The organism is Ruegeria sp. AB6, assembly GCF_056542685.1.
In genome coordinates this window covers 365307-382324 of record NZ_JBQGAD010000003.1, presented here as the reverse complement: position 1 = coordinate 382324, position 17018 = coordinate 365307, and the positions used below count along the sequence as shown (strand labels likewise).

The 17018-nt window shown below is 60.2% G+C and carries 18 protein-coding genes; 14 read left to right on the top strand and 4 right to left on the bottom strand.

Annotated elements, in window-relative coordinates; genetic code table 11:
- Positions 1 to 24 precede the first annotated feature (24 nt).
- Genes cobU through ACR0DB_RS09905 form a run of 4 tightly spaced genes read left to right on the top strand, consistent with a single transcriptional unit; the run spans position 25 to position 3669 of the window.
- Positions 25 to 597 (top strand): bifunctional adenosylcobinamide kinase/adenosylcobinamide-phosphate guanylyltransferase, encoded by a 573-nt coding sequence (gene cobU / locus ACR0DB_RS09920; protein WP_174839445.1) that lies wholly within the window; start codon positions 25 to 27, stop codon positions 595 to 597.
- Positions 594 to 1172 (top strand): histidine phosphatase family protein, encoded by a 579-nt coding sequence (locus ACR0DB_RS09915; RefSeq protein WP_170772466.1) that lies wholly within the window; start codon positions 594 to 596, stop codon positions 1170 to 1172. The genes cobU and ACR0DB_RS09915 overlap by 4 nt, the downstream gene beginning before the upstream one ends.
- Positions 1173 to 1230: 58 nt before the next feature.
- On the top strand, positions 1231 to 2112 hold the full coding sequence (locus ACR0DB_RS09910; protein WP_480550530.1) for a glutathione S-transferase: 882 nt from the start codon (positions 1231 to 1233) through the stop codon (positions 2110 to 2112).
- Positions 2113 to 2157: 45 nt separating this feature from the next.
- Positions 2158 to 3669: a YifB family Mg chelatase-like AAA ATPase gene (locus ACR0DB_RS09905; protein WP_480550502.1), complete on the top strand. Its 1512-nt coding sequence runs from the start codon at positions 2158 to 2160 to the stop codon at positions 3667 to 3669.
- On the opposite strand, the gene gshB is transcribed toward ACR0DB_RS09905, so the two are convergent.
- The 3 genes from gshB to rsmI form a co-directional block, all read right to left on the bottom strand.
- Complete coding sequence (gene gshB / locus ACR0DB_RS09900) at positions 3666 to 4598, bottom strand: glutathione synthase (protein WP_480550500.1); 933 nt, start codon at positions 4596 to 4598, stop codon at positions 3666 to 3668. The two genes, ACR0DB_RS09905 and gshB, sit on opposite strands and share 4 nt — an antisense overlap.
- 61 nt (positions 4599 to 4659) lie before the next feature.
- Positions 4660 to 5031, bottom strand: a complete 372-nt coding sequence (locus tag ACR0DB_RS09895) for a YraN family protein (protein ID WP_353391236.1) — start codon at positions 5029 to 5031, stop codon at positions 4660 to 4662.
- Position 5032: 1 nt separating this feature from the next.
- Positions 5033 to 5890 carry a 16S rRNA (cytidine(1402)-2'-O)-methyltransferase gene (gene rsmI, locus ACR0DB_RS09890; protein ID WP_480550498.1) on the bottom strand — a complete coding sequence of 286 codons (858 nt, stop codon included), beginning with the start codon at positions 5888 to 5890 and terminating at the stop codon, positions 5033 to 5035.
- A gap of 88 nt (positions 5891 to 5978) precedes the next feature.
- Between rsmI and ACR0DB_RS09885 the strand changes: the two genes are divergently transcribed.
- Genes ACR0DB_RS09885 through murJ form a run of 3 tightly spaced genes read left to right on the top strand, consistent with a single transcriptional unit; the run spans position 5979 to position 11468 of the window.
- A complete protein-coding gene (locus tag ACR0DB_RS09885; protein WP_170772477.1) occupies positions 5979 to 7151 on the top strand; it encodes a penicillin-binding protein activator in 1173 nt (390 codons plus the stop codon).
- Positions 7111 to 9930, top strand: coding sequence for a [protein-PII] uridylyltransferase (locus ACR0DB_RS09880; RefSeq protein WP_480550496.1), 2820 nt, complete (start codon positions 7111 to 7113; stop codon positions 9928 to 9930). The genes ACR0DB_RS09885 and ACR0DB_RS09880 overlap by 41 nt, the downstream gene beginning before the upstream one ends.
- Entirely contained in the window at positions 9927 to 11468 is a 1542-nt protein-coding gene (murJ, locus tag ACR0DB_RS09875; RefSeq protein WP_480550494.1) for a murein biosynthesis integral membrane protein MurJ, read from the top strand. The genes ACR0DB_RS09880 and murJ overlap by 4 nt, the downstream gene beginning before the upstream one ends.
- Here murJ and ACR0DB_RS09870 read toward each other — a convergent pair whose 3' ends face one another.
- Positions 11469 to 12155: a rhomboid family intramembrane serine protease gene (locus ACR0DB_RS09870; RefSeq protein WP_480550492.1), complete on the bottom strand. Its 687-nt coding sequence runs from the start codon at positions 12153 to 12155 to the stop codon at positions 11469 to 11471. It lies immediately after the preceding gene.
- Between the two features lie 86 nt (positions 12156 to 12241).
- Here ACR0DB_RS09870 and trpS point away from each other — a divergent pair, with 86 nt between their 5' ends.
- From trpS to ACR0DB_RS09835, 7 genes are all read left to right on the top strand, one after another.
- Entirely contained in the window at positions 12242 to 13270 is a 1029-nt protein-coding gene (trpS, locus tag ACR0DB_RS09865; RefSeq protein WP_480550490.1) for a tryptophan--tRNA ligase, read from the top strand.
- 59 nt (positions 13271 to 13329) lie between these two features.
- The gene (locus ACR0DB_RS09860) at positions 13330 to 14193 is read left to right on the top strand and encodes a branched-chain amino acid aminotransferase (RefSeq protein WP_480550488.1); all 864 of its coding nucleotides are present in this window, start codon (positions 13330 to 13332) and stop codon (positions 14191 to 14193) included.
- A gap of 60 nt (positions 14194 to 14253) precedes the next feature.
- On the top strand, positions 14254 to 14709 hold the full coding sequence (locus tag ACR0DB_RS09855) for a universal stress protein (protein ID WP_170772489.1): 456 nt from the start codon (positions 14254 to 14256) through the stop codon (positions 14707 to 14709).
- 9 nt (positions 14710 to 14718) lie between these two features.
- On the top strand, positions 14719 to 15312 hold the full coding sequence (locus tag ACR0DB_RS09850; RefSeq protein WP_480550486.1) for a DsbA family protein: 594 nt from the start codon (positions 14719 to 14721) through the stop codon (positions 15310 to 15312).
- A gap of 69 nt (positions 15313 to 15381) precedes the next feature.
- The gene (locus ACR0DB_RS09845) at positions 15382 to 15945 is read left to right on the top strand and encodes a NifU family protein (RefSeq protein WP_170772492.1); all 564 of its coding nucleotides are present in this window, start codon (positions 15382 to 15384) and stop codon (positions 15943 to 15945) included.
- Entirely contained in the window at positions 15935 to 16522 is a 588-nt protein-coding gene (tsaB, locus tag ACR0DB_RS09840; RefSeq protein WP_480550484.1) for a tRNA (adenosine(37)-N6)-threonylcarbamoyltransferase complex dimerization subunit type 1 TsaB, read from the top strand. The genes ACR0DB_RS09845 and tsaB overlap by 11 nt, the downstream gene beginning before the upstream one ends.
- Positions 16519 to 16932 carry a GNAT family N-acetyltransferase gene (locus ACR0DB_RS09835; protein WP_480550482.1) on the top strand — a complete coding sequence of 138 codons (414 nt, stop codon included), beginning with the start codon at positions 16519 to 16521 and terminating at the stop codon, positions 16930 to 16932. Before tsaB ends, ACR0DB_RS09835 begins: the two co-directional genes overlap by 4 nt.
- Positions 16933 to 17018 lie beyond the last annotated feature (86 nt).

Sequence of the window (17018 nt, the reverse complement as noted above, 5' to 3'; positions counted from 1 at the left end):
ACCCCGGCCTTGCCTTGCCGACCTATGGTCGATACGCAGAACGAAACCGGGTGGATCACATGGAAGGTAAGAATAGTGTATCCGGATTTAACCTTTGTGATAGGCGGAGCTGCCTCGGGCAAGTCTGCATTTGCAGAACAACTTACTGTTTCAACAGAAAAAAGTCGCATTTATCTGGCGACATCACAAGTGTTTGATGACGAGATGCACAAAAAGGTGAAGCGGCATGTCGCCCAGCGCGGCGATGGCTGGACCACCATTGAGGCCCCGCTGGACCTGCGCCCGTCGCTGGCCACGCTGGACAAAAGCCAAGTTTGCCTGATCGACTGCGCCAGCATGTGGCTGACCAATCACCTACTGGCTGACAACGATCTGGATCAGGCGCAGGCGGACCTTTTGGATGCTCTGGCCGGATGTCGGGCCCCGGTCATCGTCGTCTCGAACGAGGTGGGCCAGGGCATTGTCCCCGACAACGCCCTTTCCCGCAGGTTCCGCGAGGCGCAGGGAAGGCTGAACATCGCGCTGGCGGCGCAGGCCGATCTGGTGGTGCAGGTCACGGTGGGCCTGCCCTTGGTTTTGAAAGGGCAGCTTCCATGACCCGGCTGCACCTTGTCCGCCATGGGCCGACCCATGCGAAAACCATGGTCGGCTGGTCCGACCTGCCCGCTGACCTCAGCGACACAGTGGCGCTCCAGCGCTTGCATGACCATCTGCCGTCTGATGCGGTTGTGATCTCGTCCGACCTGTCCCGCGCCGCCGATACGGCTTCGGCCATTCAGGGGACACGCACCCGCCTGCCCCACCACCCCGACCTGCGCGAGATCAATTTCGGCACTTGGGAGCTGCGTGGGTTCCGAGAGATTGAGGCCGAAGACCCCGACCTCGCCTTTGCTTATTGGGACAATCCCGGCGACGTGCGCCCCCCGGATGGCGAAAGCTGGAACGAGGTGCGCGCACGGGTGGATGCCGTGATCGACCGGCTGATGGCCGATCATACAGGGCACGATCTGGTCGTGGTGGTGCATTTCGGCGTGATCTTGACGCAGGTGCAGCGCGCGCTGGACGTGACCGCGCAAGAGGCGTTCAGCCACAAGATCGACAACCTCTCGGTCACGGAACTGACTCATCACGGGGATCGCTGGTCGGTCGGGCGGATCAATCACCTGGCGTGATGCACCTGCGCACAATTCACTGATTTACCGCCGCGTCATGCCGCGCCATTCTGTCCACATGACTTATGATCTGTTTATCGGGGACCGCCTGTTTTCCAGCTGGTCCATGCGCGGCTGGCTGATGCTAGAACGGTTCGGCCTGCCTTACAAAGCCCATATGATCGGCCTCTATTCCGGCACCATGGCCGAGGATATGAAGCCACTCGCCCCCGCCCGTTTGGTGCCCGCCTTACGCCTGCCCGACGGGACGGTGGTAGGCGAAAGCCTCGCCATGGCCGAAACTCTGGCCGAACGACATCCCGACGCCGGGCTGTGGCCTGCAGATCCAGTCGCCCGCGCCACCGCGCGCTGGTTATGCGCCGAGATGGTGGCCGGGTTCACCGCCTTGCGCGGCGAATGCCCGATGCAGTTGCACCATTGCTGGACTGGGTTTGAACCCTCAGCAGATACCCTGCGCGACCTTGACCGGATCGAGACCCTATGGGCCCATTCTCGCAGCGTATCCGGGGCCACCACCGGTCCGCTGTTTGGCGCCTATTCCCTGGCGGATGTCTTCTATACGCCGGTGGCCGCGCGGATTATCGGTTATGGATTGCCGGTCTCGGACGCAACCCGAGCCTATTGCCTAGCTCTGCTGTCGGACCTGTCCGCACGCCAATGGCGCGCGATGGGATTGACTGTGACCTATGACCCTTTCCCCTACGCACTGGGATTGGCAACACAACCCTGGCCAGTCGGGTCGCTCCCAGCCCGCGCCGTGGATGCAGGCCCCTCGGTCAACGCCACCTGCCCCTATTCCGGCGACCCTGTGACGGATTTCCTTGAACTGGACGGGCGCATCTGGGGCTTCTGCAACCCGTTCTGCCGTGACAAAACCGCCGCAGACCCTGGCGCTTGGCCGAAATTCTCTGACATGGTCGCAGGCGTTAACGATTCCTAAACCGGCGGCGTGCCAGCAACGACCTGTTAACCAAAAAGGTCGTTCATGGTCGCCCGCTCTCATACTGTTGCTTTCCAAGGGGTCGAGGCCCGCCCGGTCGAGGTACAATGCGCCGTCTCGCCAGGCCTGCCCGCCTTTTCCATCGTCGGCCTGCCTGACAAGGCCGTGTCCGAGGCCCGCGACCGCGTGCGTAGCGCGCTTGGCTCCATGGCCATCGCGCTGCCGTCCAAACGCATCACCATAAACCTCTCGCCCGCCGACCTGCCGAAAGAGGGCAGCCATTTCGACCTGCCCATCGCCGTCGCGCTGCTGTCTGCATTGGAAATAATCCCTCCCGATGCTGCCGAAGGCGCGGTTTCGCTGGGTGAGCTGTCATTGGACGGATCGCTCGTACCCGTCGTCGGCGCCCTGCCCGCCGCCATGACCGCCGCCGCCGAAGATCGCGCACTGCTGTGTCCCAAGGCCTCCAGCGCCGAGGCTGCTTGGGTCGATGCTACACAGGTTATCGGGGCCACATCACTAGGCGATGTGGTGCGGCACTTCTCGGGTCAGGCACCCTTGTCGGCAGCCCAACCCGGCGAGGTCAGCCTTGCGCCCAGCGCGCGCGACCTGCGCGATGTGAAAGGGCAAGAGCGGGCCAAACGCGCGTTAGAGATCGCCGCTGCCGGGCGGCATCACCTGATCATGATCGGCACACCGGGGTCGGGCAAATCGATGCTGGCCGCGCGTCTGCCGGGAATTCTGCCGCCTCTGACCCCATCCGAGGCACTGGAAACCTCTATGATCCAGTCGCTCTGCGGATTGCTTGACGAAGGCGGGATCAGCCGCACCCGCCCATTCCGAGAACCGCATCACACCGCCTCGATGGCTGCGATTGTCGGCGGTGGTCGAGGCGCGAAACCCGGTGAGATTTCCTTGGCTCATAACGGGGTTCTGTTCATGGACGAATTCCCTGAATTTCCACGCACCGTTCTAGAAACCCTGCGCCAACCGATTGAAACGGGCGAGGTCATGGTGGCCCGCGCCAATGCCCATGTGAAATACCCCTGCCGCTTCATGCTGGTGGCCGCCGCCAACCCCTGCAAATGCGGCTACCTGACCGACCCTGCCCGCGCCTGTTCCCGCGCGCCGGTCTGTGGCGAGGATTATCTGGGCCGCATCTCTGGCCCGCTGATGGATCGGTTCGACTTGCGGATCGAGGTGCCTCCGGTCGGGTTCACCGATTTGGACCTGCCGCCTTCTGGGGACAGCTCCGCCACCGTTGCCGCACGGGTCGAAGCCGCACGCGCCGTGCAGGCTGAGCGGTTCGAGGGCATGGAGCCCCGCCAGAACGCGGATATGGAGGGCAAGCTGCTGGAAGAGATCGCCGCACCCGACGCCGAAGGCAAAGAGCTGTTACTGAAAGCCGCGGAACGGTTCGGCCTGTCGGCGCGCGCCTATCACCGCATCCTGCGGGTCGCGCGCACCATTGCCGATCTTGAGGGCGCGCGGGATATCCGCCGCCCCCATGTGGCCGAGGCGCTGAGCTTTCGTATCAGCGCCCGGGCGGCGTCTTAAACCTTGGCTTCAATCGCCTGCCAGATTTTTTCAGCGATGTTGACACCGTCGAACCGTTCCAGCTCCTGAATGCCGGTGGGCGAGGTCACGTTGATCTCGGTCAGGTAATCTCCGATCACGTCGATGCCGACGAAAATCTGGCCTTTTTCCTTCAGCAAAGGACCAATGGCGGCGCAAATCTCCAAATCCCGGTCGGACAGGCCAATCTTTTCAGGGCGACCGCCCACATGCATGTTCGACCGCGTCTCGCCCTTGGCTGGCACGCGATTGATTGCGCCAACCGGCTCACCATCCACAAGGATCACACGTTTGTCGCCGTTGCTTACATCGGGCAGGAACTTCTGAACAATCAGCGGCTCGCGCGAGAAACCGGTGAACAACTCATGCAACGAAGTCAGGTTGCGGTCGTTGGCATCCAGCCGGAACACGCCCGCACCACCATTGCCATAAAGCGGCTTGAGGATGATATCGCCATGCTTTTCCTTGAAAACTTTGATTGTCTGCAGATCGCGCGCAATCGTTGTCGGTGGCGTCAGATCGGGGAAATCCAGCACCAGCAGCTTTTCGGGGTAATTGCGCACCCAGAACGGATCATTGACCACCAGCGCCTTGCCCTTCAAACGGTCTAACAAATGCGTCGAGGTGATGTAGTGCATATCGAACGGTGGATCCTGCCGCAGCCAGACCACATCGAAATCGGCCAGATTAACCTCACGCTCAGGCCCCAGTTCAGCCGGGTTTCCTGCCACACGCTGCACCGTCATGTCATGGCCGCGTGCTTTTATGCGCCCTTCCTGATACGCCAACTGATCCGGTCCGTAGAAAAACAGCGAATGCCCACGTGCCTGCGCCTCTTCGGCCAGTCGGAATGAGCTGTCTGCATTGATATCCACGGCCCCGATTGGGTCCATCTGAAAGGCGATTTTCATGGCGTGTCCCTCAGTTTCACGCCAGATACATGGCCCAGCGGGCCCGAGGGTTCAATGGGGGTCAGGCTTGCCCAAAGGCGTTTTCAACGATTTTGACTGCGCCAGTTGCATCCACCAGCGCTGCGTCAAAGCGCACATTCGTCAGTTGTCCTGCGGGTTCATTTTCCAAAAACTGTGAAGCAGAGGCGCAGATCCGTTTCATCTGACGCTGGTTGATCCGTGCCGCAGCTCGGTCAAAACTGCTGCTTTTCTTAACTTCAATGAACACAAGGCAGTCACCATCCCGCGCGATCAGGTCAATCTCCCCTCCGGCCCCGCGCCAGCGGCGATGTGCGATGGAATAGCCGCGACGTTCATAGTCCGTAGCCACCTGCAATTCAGCGGATTGGCCTGCCTGATAAGAAACTGAACTTCGAACAGCGCGTGCGGACATGTCATCCCTTTCTCAGCTTCAGAGCCTTTTGATAGATCGGGCGACGGGGCAGTTTGAACATTTCCGACACCAGATCTGCCGCATCCCGAACCGAATGGGTTTCCAAGGCTTCCTTCAAAGCCTGTTCTACGTCCAATTCATTAACAGTTTCCGAATGCCCGCGATCCACAAGCAGGACAATTTCGCCTTTGACAGTCTGTCCGCTTAAATCAGCGGCCAACTCGGCCAGAGTTCCGCGTTTCACTTCCTCGAATTTCTTGGTCAGTTCCCGGCACATTGCCGCTTGTCTTGTGTCACCCAATACTTCGGCCAAGTCCGACAGGCAGGCCGCAACGCGCTTGGGTGATTCGTAGAAGATCAGTGTGCCCGGCACATCGCGCAGCGCCTCGATCCTTGACTTTCGCGCGTTCGACGTGTTGGGCAGGAATCCAGCGAAAAAGAAGGCATCCGTGGGCAGGCCAGCAAGCGTCAGCGCCATCAAAGCCGCCGAGGGACCTGGGGCGCAGGTGACGGTGTGCCCCGCTTCGGCCGCCTGGCGGCCAAGGTCATAGCCCGGATCGGCAATCAAAGGCATCCCGGCTTCGGACGCGTAGGCCACCGAGCTGCCATCCGCCAGAGCTTGCAGAATTTTCTGTCGCGCGCCAGCGCCGCTGTGATCGTGATAGGCCAGAATACGACGGCCTTTCAGCGGAACACCGTGTATCTCCATCAACCGGCGCAGGCTGCGGGTGTCTTCAGCCGCGATCACATCTGCCGAGGCCAACACGTCCAGTGCCCTGAGCGTAATGTCGCGCGCCGTGCCGATCGGAGTGGCAACAAAATACAGGCCCGAGCCCAATCTAACTTTTTGGTGATTCAAAGCTGGACCCTCACAGCGTGACGTTTATTATCGCGGCCTAACAGAATGGCGGAGCATCAAGCCGCTGGGACAGGGAGTTTTCTTTTAGATGTTTAGCGTTTGCAAGCCCGTTCGCAAACTGGCGAAATCCGCCATCGCATTGGCAACCGCGGCGCTTTTGACCGCCTGCGTCCCCGGCGGAACCGGTGGTGGCCCCTCGATCAACACGTCCAAACCTGTTCCCGTGGCCCTGCTGGTTCCAGCAGGTTCAGCGAATTCGGGTGACGCAGCGCTGGCCCGTAGCCTGGAAAACGCGGCCCGCCTGGCCATGGCGGACTTGCAGAATGTGCAAATTGATCTGAGGGTCTATGACACGCAAGGCAACTCGGGCACAGCCTCGGCTGCGGCGCAACGTGCGGTGGCCGAGGGGGCCAAAATCATCCTGGGACCGGTTTATGCGCAGGCCGCAAACTCGGCCGGTTTGGCGGTTTTGAACAACAACGTCAATGTCCTGTCCTTCTCGAACAATACAAGCATCGCAGGTGGCAATGTCTTTGTTCTGGGTCCGACTTTTGACAACACGGCCAACAGGCTGGTCAATTTCGCTGGATCGCAAGGCAAGAACGGAATGGTCATCGTACATTCCAACGATGCCGCAGGCCAGTTGGGCCAATCCGCAATTGCCCGCGCGCTGAGCACCAGCCGGGTGAACAATGCGGGCACGGTCGGCTATGACCGGTCGCAACAGGGTGTGATCAACTCGGTGCCGACGATCAAGGCAACCGTCGATGCCGCAGGCGCGGATTCGATCATCCTGACAGCGACCACAGCGGGGGCTCTGCCGCTGCTGTCCCAGCTTTTACCCGAAGCAGGCGTGTCGCCGGCCATAACGCAATATATTGGCCTGACCCGCTGGGACATCCCGGCACAAACACTAGAGCTGCCGGGTGTGCAGGGGGGCTGGTTCGCATTGCCCGACCCTGCCAAGGCGCAAGCCTACCGCCAACGTTATAACAACACCTATGGCGAAGCGCCTCATCCGATCAGCGGGTTGGCCTATGACGGTATTGCCGCGATCGGCGCTCTGGTCAGTCAGGGAAAAGCAGACGCGCTGACGGCTTCGGCCCTGACCCAGAATGCCGGTTTCCAAGGTGTCGGCGGCATCTTCCGCCTGCGCCCCGATGGCACCAATGAACGCGGTCTGGCAGTCGCCACGATCCAGAATAAACAGGTAGTAGTGATTGACCCTGCCCCACAAAGCTTCTCTGGCGCCGGTTTCTGATCGACCGGCCCTGACGCTGACCCCCAAGGGTGAGCTGATTTGCCCGGCCGAAGATATTTTCGACAGTGCCGCCGTCATGGCCGATCTGTCGGAGGCCTTTGAAAACACCGCAGATAACAGCGCGCGGCGATCCGAGACTGTGCGCGTCCTGCGTGCCGCGCAAAAGGCTGGGCGTCAGGCCATTGCCGACGCCTTTGCCCAGCGCCCGTTCGACGCGCGCCCTTTAACCCATTCCTACACCTATCTGACCGATGGGCTGGTCTGTACGGCGATGCAGGTGGCCAGCCAGGATCTGCACCCTCTGGCGACGCCAACGCAGGGCGAAAGGATCGCGGTTCTGGCGGTGGGCGGCTATGGCCGGGGTGAAATGGCCCCGTCCTCGGATGTCGATCTGCTGTTTCTGACCCCCTACAAGATCACCGCCTGGGCCGAGAGTGTGATCGAATCCATGCTGTATATCCTGTGGGATCTGCGGCTGAAGGTGGGGCATTCCTCGCGCACGATCAAGGACTGCCTGCGGCTGGGGGCCGAGGATTTCACCATCCGCACGGCGATGCTGGAACAGCGCTATTTGGCTGGTGAAACGACACTGTCAGATGAACTGAACACCCGCTTGCGGGATGAGCTGTTCATAGGCAGCGAACGGGCCTTTATCGAAGCCAAACTGCAAGAACGCGACGCCCGCCACAAGAAGCAGGGCCAGCGTTATATGGTCGAGCCCAATGTCAAAGAGGGCAAAGGCGGTCTACGTGATCTGCAATCGCTCTATTGGATCGCCAAGTATATTTATGGCGTGCAAGACGTGGCCGAACTGGTGCCGCTTGGCCTGTTCACACCCGATGAGTTCAACACATTCGTGCAGGCCGAAGATTTCCTGTGGGCCGTGCGCTCGCATCTGCATCTGGTCACTGGACGCGCAACCGAACAACTGACCTTTGACATGCAGGTCGAGGTGGCCGAGCGCATGGGATACGAGGATCGCGCCGGTCGCCGGGCGGTCGAGGTGTTCATGCAGCGCTATTTCCGCGAAGCAACGAAGGTGGGTGAGCTGACCCGCATCTTCCTGACCAAGCTGGAAGCCACCCATATGAAAGGCGCGCCCCTGCTTGAAAGGATCTTCCGCCGTCGTCCACGGGTCAAACCGGGTTACAAGATGGTACATGGGCGTCTGGACGTGGCGGATGCCGACAAGTTTCTGGCCGACAAGCTGAACCTGCTGCGCCTGTTCGAAGAAGGGTTGCGCACGGGGATGTTGATCCACCCCGATGCGATGCGGCTGGTCAGCGCCAATCTGAAGCTGATCGACGACGACATGCGCGAGGACAAGGAAGCCCAGCGCATCTTTCTTGATCTGATGTTGAAACACGGCAACCCCGAACGGGCCTTGCGCCGGATGAACGAGTTGGGGGTCCTGTCGGCCTTTATCCCCGAATTCGAGCACATCGTCGCGATGATGCAGTTCAACATGTATCACAGCTACACGGTGGACGAGCACACCATCCAGTGCATCGTGAACCTCGCCCAGATCGAACGCGGGGAGTTGGTCGAGTCACTGCCGCTGGCCTCTTCGATTCTGAAAGAGGGTGTGAACCGCAAGGTTCTGTATGTTGCCCTGCTGATCCACGATATTGCCAAAGGGCGGCCCGAAGATCACTCGATCCTCGGCGCACAGATGGCCCGCAAAATTGCACCTCGGCTTGGGTTGAACAAGGCTGATTGCGAAACGGTCGAATGGCTGGTGCGTTATCACCTGCTGATGTCCGACATGGCGCAGAAGCGCGATATTTCCGATCCGCGCACGGTACGCGATTTCGCGAAGGCCGTGAAAACAGTCAAACGGTTGGACCTGCTGACAGTTCTGACGGTCTGTGACATTCGCGGCGTTGGGCCGGATACGTGGAACAACTGGAAGGCCACCCTGTTGCGGGCGCTGCACGCGGAAACCAAACGTGCCCTTGAAACCGGAATGGAAGACCTCAACCGTGCCAATCGCGGAGCCGAGGCCAAAAAGACCCTGCGCGCCGAATTGGCCGACTGGTCCAAGGCTGACCTGAAAACCGAGACCGGTCGGCATTACGACCCCTATTGGCAGGGCCTTAACCTGTCGACGCATGTTGAATTTGCCGAGATGCTGCAGGCACTTGACCGCAGTGGCGACGCGGGCGCGATGGAGATTCGCCTGCAACCGGACGAGGACCGCGACGCCACCCGCGCCTGTTTCGCCATGGGCGACCATCCGGGCATCTTTGCACGGATTGCGGGGGCCTTGGCGCTGGTTGGGGCAAACGTGGTCGATGCGCGTAGCTATACGACCAAGGATGGTTATGTCACGGATGCGTTCTGGATACAGGACGCAGATGGCCGCCCATTCGAAGCCAGCCGCCTGCCACGCCTGACGCAGATGATTCACAAAACGCTGAAAGGCGAGGTCGTGGCGCGCGAAGCGTTGAAATCCCGTGACAAGATCAAGAAACGCGAACGCGCCTTTAACGTGCCGACACATATCATCTTCGACAATGACGGGTCTGAAATCTATACGATTATCGAGGTCGATACCCGCGACCGCCCCGGTCTGCTCTATGATCTGGCACGCACGCTGGCCGCAGCGAATGTCTATGTCGCCAACGCGGTGATCGCGACCTATGGCGAGCAGGTGGTGGACACGTTCTATGTCAAGGATATGTTCGGGCTGAAATACCACTCCGAAAGCAAGCAGCGTGGGCTTGAGGCCAAGCTGCGCAAAGCCATCACCGATGGCGCCGAGCGCGCGGAATCATGAAGCAAATCCGGCTGTTCTCGGGCCTGTTCACGGTCGGGTTCTGGACCCTGGCCAGTCGGATATTGGGGTTCCTGCGGGAAATCCTGCTGACGGCTTTTATCGGGCCGGGCCCGGTGATGGACGCCTTTGTGGCCGCCTTCCGCCTGCCCAACATGTTCCGCCGCTTCTTTGCCGAAGGTGCGTTCAACGCGGCCTTCGTCCCGATGTTTTCCAAACGGCTGGAAGGGGACGAGAACGCCGAAGGTTTCGCACAGGACGCCTTCAACCTGCTGGCTGTGGCCGTTTTGGCGCTGGTTGGGCTGGCGATGGTGTTCATGCCCGCACTGGTCTGGATCACCGCCGAAGGGTTTTACGGCGACGACCGGTTCGATCTGGCCGTGGATTATGGTTACGTGGTTTTCCCTTACATCTTGTTCATGTCACTGGCAGCACTGTTTTCGGGCGTTCTGAACGCCACGGGCCGCTTTGCGGCCGCTGCCGCAGCGCCCGTTCTGCTGAACATTTTCGCCTGCACCGCCATGATCGCCGGAGCACTGTCGGGTGGCGAAGTCATCCGCTGGCTGATCGCCATCATCCCCTTGGCCGGTGTGGCGCAGCTTGCGCTGGTCTGGGTCGCGACCGAGCGCGCGGGTATCCGCATCCGCCCCGGCCTGCCGAAACTCAGCCCTGAGATGAAGCGTATGGTCCGCATTGCCGTCCCCGCCGCGCTGGCGATGGGGGTGACGCAGGTCAATCTTGTGGTGGGGCAGCTTGTGGCCTCAAAAACCGAAAGCGCGGTCAGTTGGTTGTTTGCCGCGGACCGGCTGTATCAACTGCCCTTGGGTGTGGTGGGCATCGCCGTTGGAATCGTGTTGCTGCCTGACCTGTCTCGCCGCCTGCGTGCGGGTGACAAAGACGGCGCCCGCAACGCCTTTTCCCGCGCCGGAGAGTTCACGCTGCTGCTGACCCTTCCGTCAACAGTGGCCTTTGTGATCATGCCGATCCCTCTGGTCTCGGTCCTGTTCGAGCGTGGACAGTTCACCGCCGAGGATACCGCCGCCACCGCGCTGGCCGTGGCGATCTATGGCATCGGCCTGCCGGCTTTCATGTTGCAAAAGCTGCTGCAACCGCTGTTCTTCGCACGCGAGGACACAAAATCTCCGTTCCGCTATGCGGTGGTGGCGATGGTGGTGAATGCGGGGCTGGCCTTTGGGCTTTATCCACTGCTGGGCTGGATCGCGCCTGCAATTGCGGCCTCGGTCGCCGGGTGGGCCATGGTCGGACTGCTGGCGCTAGGGGCGCGACGTATGGGCGAGGAGGCGCGTTTTGATGACCGGTTCAAACGTCGGGCATGGCGGATCGTAGCCGCATCGCTTGGGATGGGCGTTGGCCTATTTGCCGCCCTTTCCCTGTTCGGGTGGGCATTTCACCTGCCAGGTTGGCGTTATGTGGCACTGTTGGCCCTCATCGTCGGTGCGGCAGCGTTGTATTTTGTGCTGGGCCACTTTCTGCGCGCCTTTGAAATCACCGAGTTCAAAAAGGCACTGCGGCGGTCCTGATCAATCGCGGCGGATACCCCCAATGATCCTTGTCCAACCGCCGGGACCAACCACAAATGACAGAGCAAATCCTGTAGCGAACCCGCCCAGATCCGCCACCCAATCCAGCGTTCCGCCAAAAAGCAGGCCAAACACAAGTTGGATGCCCATCAGAACCGCGATCAGACTGAACGCGCGCGACTGGTTCTCACCGACGAGCGACAGCTTGCGCCACAAGATCCACGTGAACGCGCCGATCAGGCCGTAGACCGGAGGGAACCCTCCCACCAAGGGATAGCGCGGGTCCAAGAGCAGTGCATAGACCAGCGCACCGCCAATGCCCGAGACAACAAAGATCACAAGCATCGCAACACTGCCAAAAACCTCGGCCACCATCTTGCCCATGGCCAGAACAAAAACACAGACAAAGACCGTCTGCGTGAAATTGGCCGAGACAAACGGGTAAGTCACAAAGCGGATCAGGTGTTCAAACGGCCAGCGCCCGTTTTTCATCATCCAATCGAAAATGTCCGGCGAAAACGCGTAGTGCTGCAAGGCATCCAGCCGCCAACCAATCGCTCCTGGCCCGCCGACCAGACCACGCGCGCCCAGCATGAAGATCACCTCGATCCCGAAAATGAACAAGACCAGCGCCACCACCACGGGCGGCAAAGTGTTCACGGCGGGTGTATAATGCTCACTGCTCATTGGGCTGGCCTTTCGCGGCTGTTGACGTCCCTTTGCCTCATGGGTAAGCGACGGGGGCTGATTTTTCCAGACGGGAGTTCCCTTCGATGACCGACACCCAGTTCACACCGCGCGTGTTTTCCGGCATCCAGCCGTCGGGGAACCTGCACCTTGGCAACTACCTGGGTGCGCTCAAGCGGTTCGTGGATATGCAGGGCGACGATTTTGAGACCATCTATTGCATGGTCGATCTGCACGCGATCACCGTCTGGCAGGACCCCACCCGCCTGCGCGAAAAGACCCGCGAGGTTTGCGCAGGCTTTATCGCTGCTGGCCTGGACCCGGAAAAATCCATCCTGTTCAATCAAAGCCAAGTGCCCGAGCACACGCAACTGGCCTGGATTTTCAACTGCATCGCCCGGATGGGCTGGATGCAGCGGATGACGCAGTTCAAGGATAAGGCCGGCAAGAATGCGCAGAACGCCTCGCTGGGTCTGTTTGCTTACCCAGCGCTGATGGCGGCGGATATTCTGACCTATCACGCGACGCATGTGCCAGTGGGTGAGGATCAGAAACAGCATCTGGAACTGACCCGCGACATCGCCATCAAGTTCAACCATGACTATGGCGTAGAGTTCTTCCCTGTCACCGAACCCGTCATCGGCGGCCCTGCCCCACGCGTGATGAACCTGCGGGACGGGTCGCGCAAGATGTCGTCCTCGGACCCGTCGGATATGACGCGGATCAACATGACCGATGACGCCGACACAATTGCCAAGAAAATCCGCAAGGCCAAGACCGACCCCGATGCTCTGCCATCGGAAGTGGATGGCCTGTCCGAACGTCCCGAGGCGCGCAATCTGGTGAATATATACGCCGCGCTCAGCGACCAGACTGCCGAGCAGGTTCTGACAGAGGTCGGCGGCAAGCAGTTTGGCGAGTTCAAACCGATGTTGGCAGAGTTGGCCGTGTCGAAACTTGGCCCGATCTCGTCCGAAATGGCCCGCCTGATGGGCGAAGAGGCCGAGATTGATCGAATTCTGGCCAATGGTGCAGAAAAGGCGCGCGCTGTTGCCGCCCCGATCCTACAGCAAACTTACGAAATCGTGGGCATGGTTGGCGCAAAACGGGGCTGATTGCTCTGGACGTTGCCGTTACGTCTTCCTAGGTTTGCCGCAAAGCTTGGGAGGGCGTCATGGCAGTCGGCAAAAATATTCGCACCTATTTCGAAGGTCAGTGGCATGACGGGGATGCGCCCATCATGCGGGCAGCCGATCACGGCGCTTGGCTGGGGTCGTCCGTCTTCGATGGAGCCCGCTATTTCGACGGTCTGGTCCCCGATCTTGAGGCGCACTGTGCCCGCGTGAACCGCTCAGCCGAGGCTTTGATGCTGACGCCGTTTGTGACCACCGAGCAGATGGTCGAGATCATCCGCGAAGGGCTGGAAAGTTATGCGCCGGACGCAGCGGTTTATATCCGTCCGATGTATTGGGGCATCGACGGCGACCGCACGGCGATCGTGCCGCTGGAGAACAGTACGGGCTTCGCGATTTGCCTGGAAGAGATTCCAATGGCGCCCGAATCTGCGTCGGTGACACTGGGCTATACGCGCTTCCGTCGCCCGGTTCTGGAGTCGGCGGTTGTGAACGCCAAGGCAGGCTGTCTCTACCCCAACAACGCGCGAATGTTGCAAGAGGTTCGGTCCAACGGTTTCTCAAACGCGCTGGTCGCGGATGCGTTGGGACATGTGGCTGAAACCGCGACCGCCAACATCTTTATGGTCCGGGATGGCGAGGTGCTTACCCCCACCCCGAACGGCACCTTTCTGGCCGGAATCACCCGCGCGCGCCATATCGAAAACCTGCGTGCAGACGGTGTGACCGTGCACGAAGCGATCCTGAGTTTCGAGGATTTCCACAAAGCTGATGAGGTCTTCATGACCGGCAACATGAGCAAAATCACCCCGGTCACGGCGCTGCAGGATACGCAATATCAGGTCGGGCCTATCGCCCGCCGTGCGCGCGAGTTGTATTGGGATTGGGCTGCCAGCACGCGATAGGCTTCGGTTGCCAGCGCGCATCAGGTCGGGCATGATCGCCCGAAATGAATGAGGACACCCATGCGTAAGTTCCTGGTGGTTTTGGATGACAGCCGCGAATGTCTGAACGCAATGCGTTTTGCAGCTATGCGCGCGGCGCATACGGGCGGTGGCGTGACGATCCTGTCGGTCATTCCCCCCGATGAGTTCAACCACTGGATCGGCGTGGCCGAAGTGATGCGTGAAGAAGCCCGTGAACGTATCCACGCCCATTACGAGGTTTTTGCCAAGTGGATGCGTGACAAACAGGGCGTCGACCCCGAATTGGCCATTCGCGAAGGCGATCCCGTACCGCAGATCATCGAACACGTGCAATCCGACCCCGAGATTGGCGTGCTCGTTCTGGGTGCAGGTGTCGAAAAGAAAGGACCCGGCCCGCTGGTCACGCAACTGACCAAGAACTCGGGCAGCCTGCCAATTCCGATCACTATCGTTCCGGGTGACCTGAGCAAGGAAAAGCTGGAAGCGATTACCTAAGGGTCAACCATGACGCGCAGCATTCAGTTCTGGTTCGAGTTCGCCTCAACCTATTCCTACCTCAGCGCGATGCGGATCGAAGACGCCGCTGGTCGCCATGGCGTTACGGTCGATTGGCAACCCTTTCTGCTGGGGCCGATCTTTGCTGCGCAGGGCTGGAACGACTCGCCTTTCAACCTCTATCCCGCCAAAGGTGAATACATGTGGCGTGATATGGAACGGCTGACAACGCAACGTGGGCTGCCGTTCCAACGGCCTGGCATGTTCCCTCAGAACGGTTTGAAAGCGGCGCGTTTGGCACTGGCGATCAAGGATGCGGCCCAAAAGGCCAAGTTTGTGCGGGCGGTCTATTCTGCTGAGTTTGCGGACGCTCAGAATATCGCCGACGATGACGTTCTTGCCGGTTGCTTGAGCGCGGTTGGGTTGTCTGCGGATTTCATGGTCCATGCACAGGACCCGGCGATCAAGGCGGCCCTGATCGAACAGTCCAAAACCGCGCAGGCCAAGGGGCTGTTCGGTGCGCCCAGCTTTCTGGTTGGGGATGAGTTGTTCTGGGGCGACGACCGTCTGGACGATGCGATAAAGTTGGCGACTGAAATTTAGAATCGTTCCAAATCTTGACTTCCCGCGCGTGGACCCGCATATCAGGGACAACTGAAACGGAGCCGCGCCATGTTCATCCAGACCGAATCCACGCCGAACCCAGCCACCCTGAAATTCCTGCCCGGCCAGACCGTGCTGGAGGCTGGAACTGCAGACTTTCCATCGGCAGACGCGGCAGAGAAATCACCTCTGGCCAACCGGATTTTCACCGTCAGCGGTGTGACTGGCGTGTTCTTTGGCAATGATTTCGTGACCGTCACCAAATCGGAAGACGTGCAGTGGGACCATATCAAACCAGCTATCCTTGGCGCGGTGATGGAGCACTACCAATCCGGCCAGCCGGTCATGGCCGCGGATGCAACGACGGAGTCGGGCCACGCAGAACATACCGGCGAAGACGCCGAGGTGGTCAACCAGATCAAGGACCTGCTGGACAGTCGTGTGCGCCCTGCAGTGGCTCAGGATGGTGGTGATATCACCTTCCACGGATTTGACCGCGGCGTTGTCTATCTGCACATGCAGGGGGCCTGCGCGAACTGCCCGTCCTCGACCCTGACACTGAAAATGGGGATCGAGAACCTGCTGCGTCACTACATCCCCGAAGTGACCGAGGTACGCCCTGTTGCCGTCTGATCCGATCATTCTGGCGTTTGACACATCGGCCGCGCATTGCGCGGCCGCTTTGTTAGGCGGGGACCAGTTCGTCGCAACCCGCGTTGAACAGATGACACGTGGCCAGGCCGAACGTCTGATGCCCCTGCTTGAGGAACTGCTGGCCGAGGCAGACTGCACATGGCAGGATCTGTCGGCCATCGGTGTCGGCATCGGCCCGGGCAATTTCACTGGCATCCGCATATCGGTATCCGCCGCTCGTGGCCTTGCATTGGGTTTGGGCATCCCTGCGGTCGGAGTCTCGGGGTTCGATGCGCTTGCCGATGGCGCAGGCGGCGCGCTGCCTGCCATTCGTGCCCCTCGCGATCAGGTCTATGTGGCGCCTGCTGGTCACGCGCCCGCTCTAATCCCGCTTGATCGGGCAGAATCACTCGGCGCGCTGGTCTTCAATGACGACGCTGAATTGCAGGTCCGTGGCATCGCGCATGTGACCCGACAGAGATGGCAGAGCAATGATGGCCCTCCGGCCCCGCTGTATGTGCGGGGCGCAGACGCCGCTCCGTCCAAGGACCTGCCTCCGGTCCTGCTGGACGAATGACCCCCCGCGCCTTGGCCAGCATCCACGCGGCGGCCTTCACGCAGTCGCGACCGTGGACCGAGGCCGAATTCAACGACCTTTTGCAGAATCACTTTACCCATGTGGTTGGAAACGAACACTCTTTCGCACTGATTCAGGTCATCGCAGACGAGGCCGAACTGCTGACAATAGCGACCCGCCCTCAAATGCAGCGTCAGGGATTGGCACGGACGCGGATGGAAGAATGGCACGCTTTGGCTAAAACTTTGGGCGCGACGCGAGCTTTTCTGGAAGTGGCGCAAGACAATGCTGCGGCAATTTCCCTGTATGAAACCTGCGGCTATCGCCCCTGCGGATTGCGACGGGGCTACTATGTGCGCGAAAACAATAAGAAAATTGACGCCGTTGTGATGGAATGTGACTTGACCTGAACGACGTATCAAATTTTTTTCGACCAGTTGGTCAAAAATCAGTTGACCCCGGCTGTTGCAAACGGCCTTAATTCCCGCCATCACAA

What these genes read in the sequence shown, in the direction of transcription:
- cobU (WP_174839445.1), top strand. Translation starts at nt 25, where the DNA reads ATGGTCGATACGCAGAACGAAACCGGGTGGATCACATGGAAGGTAAGA.
- ACR0DB_RS09915 (WP_170772466.1), top strand. Translation starts at nt 594, where the DNA reads ATGACCCGGCTGCACCTTGTCCGCCATGGGCCGACCCATGCGAAAACC.
- ACR0DB_RS09910 (WP_480550530.1), top strand. Translation starts at nt 1,231, where the DNA reads ATGACTTATGATCTGTTTATCGGGGACCGCCTGTTTTCCAGCTGGTCC.
- ACR0DB_RS09905 (WP_480550502.1), top strand. Translation starts at nt 2,158, where the DNA reads ATGGTCGCCCGCTCTCATACTGTTGCTTTCCAAGGGGTCGAGGCCCGC.
- gshB (WP_480550500.1), bottom strand. Translation starts at nt 4,598, where the DNA reads ATGAAAATCGCCTTTCAGATGGACCCAATCGGGGCCGTGGATATCAAT.
- ACR0DB_RS09895 (WP_353391236.1), bottom strand. Translation starts at nt 5,031, where the DNA reads ATGTCCGCACGCGCTGTTCGAAGTTCAGTTTCTTATCAGGCAGGCCAA.
- ACR0DB_RS09885 (WP_170772477.1), top strand. Translation starts at nt 5,979, where the DNA reads ATGTTTAGCGTTTGCAAGCCCGTTCGCAAACTGGCGAAATCCGCCATC.
- murJ (WP_480550494.1), top strand. Translation starts at nt 9,927, where the DNA reads ATGAAGCAAATCCGGCTGTTCTCGGGCCTGTTCACGGTCGGGTTCTGG.
- ACR0DB_RS09870 (WP_480550492.1), bottom strand. Translation starts at nt 12,155, where the DNA reads ATGAGCAGTGAGCATTATACACCCGCCGTGAACACTTTGCCGCCCGTG.
- trpS (WP_480550490.1), top strand. Translation starts at nt 12,242, where the DNA reads ATGACCGACACCCAGTTCACACCGCGCGTGTTTTCCGGCATCCAGCCG.
- ACR0DB_RS09860 (WP_480550488.1), top strand. Translation starts at nt 13,330, where the DNA reads ATGGCAGTCGGCAAAAATATTCGCACCTATTTCGAAGGTCAGTGGCAT.
- ACR0DB_RS09855 (WP_170772489.1), top strand. Translation starts at nt 14,254, where the DNA reads ATGCGTAAGTTCCTGGTGGTTTTGGATGACAGCCGCGAATGTCTGAAC.
- ACR0DB_RS09850 (WP_480550486.1), top strand. Translation starts at nt 14,719, where the DNA reads ATGACGCGCAGCATTCAGTTCTGGTTCGAGTTCGCCTCAACCTATTCC.
- ACR0DB_RS09845 (WP_170772492.1), top strand. Translation starts at nt 15,382, where the DNA reads ATGTTCATCCAGACCGAATCCACGCCGAACCCAGCCACCCTGAAATTC.
- ACR0DB_RS09835 (WP_480550482.1), top strand. Translation starts at nt 16,519, where the DNA reads ATGACCCCCCGCGCCTTGGCCAGCATCCACGCGGCGGCCTTCACGCAG.